This is a genomic window from Kitasatospora sp. NPDC056800 (assembly GCF_042789775.1).
Lineage (GTDB): Bacteria > Actinomycetota > Actinomycetes > Streptomycetales > Streptomycetaceae > Kitasatospora.
In genome coordinates, this window is record NZ_JBHUAL010000329.1 from 1 (window position 1) to 5,945 (window position 5,945).

Sequence of the window (5,945 nt, forward strand, 5' to 3'; positions counted from 1 at the left end):
GGCCACTCCTGCGCGAGAAGTCGGCCGGGCCGACTTCTCGCGCTTACGGGTGGGTTGCGCGGGCGCGGCAGCGGGTGAGGGCGTAGGTGATGCGGCGGTCGGAGGGGAGCGTGGTGGCGAGGAGTTCGCCGGCCGTGACGAGGGTGGTCCAGTAGAGGGCGGGGTCGCCGGTGCGGGGAAGGGGATGCGCGGCGGCGAGGGAGAGGTACGCGGAGATGAGGTTGCCAGTGGTGAACCAGCGTTGGAGGCCGTGGTGGTGGCCTGGGCGGATGCCGCCCATGGCGTCGATGGCGACGAGGAAGTGTTCGACGACGGCGAGTTCGGTGTCGGTGAGCGACTTGGGGACGTCGAAGACGCCGAGGGCTTCGAGGAGTTCGCCGGTGTCGGTCTCGGTGTCGGGGCGGGGGTCGGCGAGGAGGGCGTCGTAGCACTCGGCCAGGCGGCGGGTGGTTTCGGCGTGGGGGATGTCGAGGGCGAGGCAGACGGCGCGCGCGACGGGCAGGGGCGGGTGGCCGAGGCGGGCCAGGAGGGCGTAGGTCGCGGCCGGGGTGGCCCCACGGGAGAGGGTGTGCCGGGCGAGGGTGACGAGGTTCATGGAAGAAGCGGCTCTCAGGCGAGGGTGGTGACGGGGGCGATATGGGCCCAGACGAACTTGCCGATACCACAAGGGCGGGCGGCGCAACCCCACCGTTCGGCAAGTTCGTCGACAAGGAACAGACCGCGCCCCTTCTCATCGTCGGGGACGGCGGTCCGGAGGATCGGCCGTCCGGTGCCGGCATCGTGGACTTCGAGGCGCAAGCGGGAGCCGGTGAGGGCGAAGCGGACCTCGATGTGGCGGTCGTCGGGGGCGTCGGAATGCAGGACGGCATTGGCGAAGAGCTCGCCGAGGAGCAGTTCGGCGGTGTCGCGGTAGCGGTCCCCGGAGGGCAGCCCGGAGAGGTAGGCCCGGAGCAAGTACCGCGCGAGGGGCGTGGATTCGGTCCGCGCGTCGAGGCGTGCGACGAACATGCGCGGGCGGCGGGACATCAGCATGGGGGCACCTCGAAGGGGAACGCGGACGGGACCATTCGCACCACGGCTGGTGATTGGCCGATGACGAACAGTCAACATCCATGCCCTGCGGTCGGCTATGGTCGGGGCGCGCCCGGACGTTGAAACCCTTGAAACCCACCTGCCAGGGGGAACTGTCGTGCGAACCGACCGTGGGCCGAACCACAGGCTCGCCTCACTGATGGCCGAAGCCGCCTGGGGCAACGGCGATTTGGCTCGGGCCGTCAACCGGACCGGCACCGAGACCGGGCAGCGGCTGAAGTACGACGCCTCGGCCGTCTCCCACTGGCTCAGCGGCACCTCGCCTACGGCGAAGGCCCTGCCGGTCGTCCTGGAGACACTGGCGCGGAGGCTCAAGCGGCCGATCACCGCCGTCGAGGCCGGATTCCGCGGGACACCTACCCCTGTTGAGCAGCCGACGGATACGGTGTCAGGGCTGATCGACCTGGGGAGCCTCGATATGGACCCGTCCCGGCGCGGAATCCTCACGGCCGGCCTCTACTCGGTGGCCCTCACCATCCCCGGCTGGCCCGACGTGGTGGGCCGCTTCGAGAGACTGCGGACCGACCCCCACCTGCGGATCGGCATGGCGGAGGTCCAGGCGGTCGCGGCGATGACCGAGCGGATCAGCGACCTGGACGACCAGTTCGGCGGCCGGATGACCCGTCCGATGGCCGCCTCGTTCCTGGTCAACACGATCGTCCCGTACCTGCGGGCGGACGCCGGCGAGGACGTCCGCAAGGCCATGCTGTCGGCCGCCGCCGACCACTGCTACCTGACCGGCTACATGGCCGTGGACGAACGCCACGACTCCCTGGCCCAGCGCTACTACTTGAAGGCCCTGGAGCTGGCCGGGCACGCGGGCGACCACCTCACCTACTGCACCACCCTGCGGGGCATGAGCGTTCAGGCCGTCAATCTCGGCCACGGCAGCAGCGCCCTGCGGCTCGCGGACGCCGCCTCGGCCGCTTCCCCGGAGGCCGGTCCCCGCATGAGGGCCTTCCTCGCCGGCCAGCAGGCCCACGCCCTCGCCCAGACCGGGGACAGGATCGGAGCCCTGCTCCACCTGCGCACAGCGGAAGTCGCGATGGATCAGGCCGAGTCGAAGGCGAAGGTCGTCGGCCGCTACGATCCCGCCGCCCTCGCGTACCACGTCGCCCAGGTCAACTACGAGCTCGGCGACCGCGATGGCGCGATCCGCGCGCTCCAGCACTCCGAGAAGCTCCGGCCCCCGGTGTACCGCGGGTCCCGCGTACGCACCCTCGCCATGCTCGCCGAGTGGCAGCTCGGAGCCGGCCGACTGGAAGAGGCCGTCCAGAACTGGCACCTCGCCCTGGACGACTATCCGACCATCCAGTCCGGCCGGGCCGACGACCGCTTCCGCTCGATGCTCTCCGCGACCCGGCCGCATCGCCGCAACCCCCACGTGCGCGGGCTCCTCGAACGCGCCCGCCCCATGGCGGGCGGCCGAGGACCGGCGCGAACGGTACGGGAGACCAGGGCATGACCAGCGGCGAACCGGGCGTGCCCGTGCAGGCCACACGCGTGAGAGGGTCGGGAACGCAACTGGTGCGCGTGTGAGGGAGGGACCGCTCGTGGAGTGGGAGGTGTTCGGGCGTCGGCAGGTGTTCGGGAGTCCGTGGGTCGAGGTCTGGCTCGATGACGTCGACATCCCCGGTGTCGGCCGGATCGACCACCACGTCGTCCGCTACCCCCGCTCCTCGACCACCGCCGTCGTCACCAACGAGGCCGGCGAGTTCCTGCTCCTCTACCGGCACCGGTTCATCACCGGCCGCTGGGGCTGGGAGGTGCCGGCCGGTTGGGTCGAGCCCGGTGAGGAGCCGGCGGCGGCCGTCGTCCGCGAGGTCGAGGAGGAGACCGGCTGGCGTCCAGGCCGGGCCGAGCTGTTGACCGAGTACGACGCCATGGCCGGCATCGGCGACGCCCACTTCCACGCCTACCACGTCACCGACTGCATCCGGATCGGCGAGCCCGAGGACGTCTCCGAGGCGAGTCGCGTGGAGTGGGTCCCGGAGGGCGAGGTGGTGAAGCTGCTGACGAGCGGCGGGGTTCCGGACGGGCCGTCGCACGCCGCCCTGTCCTACTACCTCGGCCCGCATCGACTCGCTCGGTACTCCTGAACACCTCGCCCGGCGTGGGGGCGCACTCGGTGCGGGGGGCTTGGGCTTCACGCTCGAACGGTTCGCACTCTTCGTAGTGGCTGTGCTACTTTCCGCATCATCAACAGAACATAGGAGACCCCGGCGGTGGTGGAACACCCCGGGGTCAGGCACCAGGAGCAAGGACTCCAGATGCGGATTCATCGTAGCGTTCATTCGCGCGCGTTCAGCGTGCTTCCGAACGGCCTGTTGCAGGACCGGCGGTTGAGTTACACCGCTCGTGGCCTCCTCGCCGACCTGCTCTCCCGCCCCGACGGGTGGCGGGAGGACGGGCGGCAGATGGCGGACAGCAGTCCGCAGGGGCGTGGCGCCGTCCGACGGGCCCTCAAGGAGCTGAAGGACGCCGGGTACTACCGGGTCGACAGGGTCCGGATGGCCGACGGGACGGTCCGGTCCGAGGCCCACGTCTTCGACACCCCGCAGCCCGAACCGGCTGTCCCCCGCCCGGCCTCCGGTGGAGGGAGTTCCGGCCGCGCTGTCACCCCTCCCGTAAAGGACCCGGGACAAGAACCCACCCTCCCGGATGAACGGACGCGGGCCGCCGTGGCCACCCTGTTCCGGGTGATCCGGCCCGAACCCCGCCTGCGCCTCGGCGAGACCGAGGCGCAGACACTGGCACCGCTCGTCGCGCAGTGGCTGGAACGGGGCTGCGACGAAGCCGAGTTGGCCCACGCCCTGCTCCCCGGACTGCCGCAGCCGATGCACTCCCCGGTGGCGATCCTCCGGGACCGGCTGCAACGGAAACTGCCGCCGGAGCGCCCCGAAACCCAACCGGCCTCGTACGCCGAGTGCGGCCGCTGCCACGATCCGGTGCCCCGCCCCGGCATCTGCCGCGCCTGCGCGGGCCTCGGCACGAGAACCGTCGCCGTCGGCACCGGCGCGCCCGCCACTCCCGGAGGCGTCGCCCGCGCCCGCGCCGCCCTACGGGGGTGGCAGTCGCCGTCCGCCGTGGCGCTGGGCAGCTGACCTTCCATCGCACCATCGCCGCCTGCAGAAGCGCGCCTCTCCTCAGGGACGGGTGCCGGGCTGGTCGACGACGGCGCGGGCGAGGACGGCCATCTGGCTGGTGATGTCGCCCTTCCTGAAGGTCGCGCCGTCGGTGACGGCGACGCTGCGCTCGCCGAGGTAGGTGTAGTCGGTGCTGTCGAAGATCCACTGAACCTCGGCCCTCGCACCGCTGTCCCGGCGCGCGACCGCGATGCCGGGGCGGCCTGCCGCGTCGGTCACCGAGTCGATCACCCTGACGCCGGGGATCTTCGCGGCCGCCCGGTAGAGCGCAGCGCTGACGGCCGGTGGGGCGATCTGGTCGCGCAGGAGGTCGCCGACGGTCCTGAACGCCTCCTCGTCGGGGCCGGGCCCGTGGCCTTCGGTGTCCGCGTGGATCCTGGCCAGCAGCGCATCCGGGTCGGTCGGCAGGGCGGCGACGTAGGCGTAGCCGCCGAACCTCCCGGCGTTCGGCACGGGTTCGGCCTCCCCGTGCTCGTCGCTTCCTCCGGGGTTCGGCAGGTGCCCGTCCACGAGCAGCAGTCCCCGCTTGCTGCCGTCAACGGACGTCCAGAGCTCCCGGGTCTGCGGCGCCTCGCCCTGCGACTTCGCCCAGTTGTCCAGGCTCTTCACGTAGACGAACTGGTCCCCGCGCGCCGCCGGGGCGGGCTGCTGTTCGGCGGCCCGCGCCGCGCGGTCCAGGACCACGGCCGCGACCGGCCGCGTGGGGTCGGCGCCCCGCTCGGTCGGCCCGCCGGCCAGCACCAGGGACAGCGCCAGGCCGCCCGCCAGCGCGGGCAGGGCCACCCAGCCGAGCCGCTTCCGCCGGGGCGCGGCCGCCGGCCCGCGCGCGAACTCGCTCATCAGGTGCCCCCGCAGCTGCCGCCGGCGGTCGGCGGGGAGCCCCGGTCCCGTGGGCGGTGGCAGCAGTTCGTCCTCGTTCATCGGATTCATCGGACTCATCGGGTCCTCCCCGGTGTTGTCGACCTGGCCGCTTCGGTGCGGCCACCCCGTACCTGTCCGGTGTCCGGAGCGGGTTCCCGCCCGCCCCGGAGCTCCTCGTCCACCAGCGCGCGCAGCTTGGTGCGGGCGCGCGAGAGCCGGGAGCGCACCGTGCCGATCGGCACCCCGAGTGCCTCGGCCGCGCTCACGTAGTCCAGGCCCGCCAGGACGCAGAGGCCGAACACCTCGCGCTCCGCCTTCCGCAGCCCGCCCAGTGCCCGCCGGACGGCGGCGAGCCGGGCGTCGTCGTCGAGCCGCCCGGCCAACTCCTCGGCGAAGTCCGGCAGGACGCCCCGCTCGGGCAGCCGCGCCAGCGCCGCCCGGTGCCGCCGGGCCGCCCGGGTCGTGTTGCGCAGGACCTGGGCGGCTATCCCGAACAGCCAGGGCCGCACCGGCCCGTCGTCCTCCCGCAGCCTGCCGCGCAGGCGCCACGCTTCGAGGAACGTCAGCTGGACGACGTCCTCCGCCGCGGCCCGGTCCCCCACCACCCGCACCGCGTACCGGTACAGATCGTCCGCCGTCTCATCGAACAGCTCCCCGAACGCCCACTGGTCGCCGCTCCTCAATCGCGCCCGCTGTGACAGTTCCACACCCCCACCTGTCCGCACGGGCCGCCGGGTTCCCGCCGGAGCACGGCAGAGCACGGCAGAGCACGGCAGAGCACGGCAGAGCACGGCAGAGCACGGCAGAGCACGGCAGAGGGCCCCGCCGAACCGGACGGTTCGGCGG

At 72.7% G+C, this 5,945-nt stretch carries 7 protein-coding genes; 3 read left to right on the forward strand and 4 right to left on the reverse strand.

Annotation, left to right across the window (positions count from 1 at the left end):
* Nucleotides 1-43: 43 nt before the first annotated feature.
* Both ACFRQN_RS39445 and ACFRQN_RS39450 read right to left on the reverse strand, forming a co-directional pair.
* Nucleotides 44-595 (reverse strand): hypothetical protein, encoded by a 552-nt coding sequence (locus tag ACFRQN_RS39445; RefSeq protein ID WP_049650826.1) that lies wholly within the window; start codon nucleotides 593-595, stop codon nucleotides 44-46.
* 14 nt (nucleotides 596-609) lie between these two features.
* Nucleotides 610-1,032 (reverse strand): ATP-binding protein, encoded by a 423-nt coding sequence (locus tag ACFRQN_RS39450; protein WP_380745446.1) that lies wholly within the window; start codon nucleotides 1,030-1,032, stop codon nucleotides 610-612.
* Between the two features lie 199 nt (nucleotides 1,033-1,231).
* On the opposite strand from ACFRQN_RS39450, the gene ACFRQN_RS39455 reads away from it, so the two are divergent.
* From ACFRQN_RS39455 to ACFRQN_RS39465, 3 genes are all read left to right on the forward strand, one after another.
* Entirely contained in the window at nucleotides 1,232-2,557 is a 1,326-nt protein-coding gene (locus tag ACFRQN_RS39455; RefSeq protein WP_380745448.1) for a tetratricopeptide repeat protein, read from the forward strand.
* A gap of 88 nt (nucleotides 2,558-2,645) precedes the next feature.
* The gene (locus tag ACFRQN_RS39460) at nucleotides 2,646-3,191 is read left to right on the forward strand and encodes an NUDIX hydrolase (RefSeq protein WP_063780116.1); all 546 of its coding nucleotides are present in this window, start codon (nucleotides 2,646-2,648) and stop codon (nucleotides 3,189-3,191) included.
* Nucleotides 3,192-3,434: 243 nt separating this feature from the next.
* Nucleotides 3,435-4,196 (forward strand): hypothetical protein, encoded by a 762-nt coding sequence (locus tag ACFRQN_RS39465; RefSeq protein WP_380745451.1) that lies wholly within the window; start codon nucleotides 3,435-3,437, stop codon nucleotides 4,194-4,196.
* Between the two features lie 42 nt (nucleotides 4,197-4,238).
* On the opposite strand, the gene ACFRQN_RS39470 is transcribed toward ACFRQN_RS39465, so the two are convergent.
* Together ACFRQN_RS39470 and ACFRQN_RS39475 are read right to left on the reverse strand one after the other, a co-directional pair.
* Nucleotides 4,239-5,177 carry a CU044_5270 family protein gene (locus ACFRQN_RS39470; RefSeq protein WP_380745453.1) on the reverse strand — a complete coding sequence of 313 codons (939 nt, stop codon included), beginning with the start codon at nucleotides 5,175-5,177 and terminating at the stop codon, nucleotides 4,239-4,241.
* The gene (locus ACFRQN_RS39475) at nucleotides 5,174-5,806 is read right to left on the reverse strand and encodes an RNA polymerase sigma factor (protein ID WP_380745455.1); all 633 of its coding nucleotides are present in this window, start codon (nucleotides 5,804-5,806) and stop codon (nucleotides 5,174-5,176) included. Before ACFRQN_RS39475 ends, ACFRQN_RS39470 begins: the two co-directional genes overlap by 4 nt.
* Nucleotides 5,807-5,945 lie beyond the last annotated feature (139 nt).

Bases quoted from the DNA above. Each gene is read 5' to 3' on its own strand.
- ACFRQN_RS39470 (WP_380745453.1), bottom strand. From the start codon at position 5,177: ATGAGTCCGATGAATCCGATGAACGAGGACGAACTGCTGCCACCGCCC.
- ACFRQN_RS39450 (WP_380745446.1), bottom strand. From the start codon at position 1,032: ATGCTGATGTCCCGCCGCCCGCGCATGTTCGTCGCACGCCTCGACGCG.
- ACFRQN_RS39455 (WP_380745448.1), top strand. From the start codon at position 1,232: ATGGCCGAAGCCGCCTGGGGCAACGGCGATTTGGCTCGGGCCGTCAAC.
- ACFRQN_RS39445 (WP_049650826.1), bottom strand. From the start codon at position 595: ATGAACCTCGTCACCCTCGCCCGGCACACCCTCTCCCGTGGGGCCACC.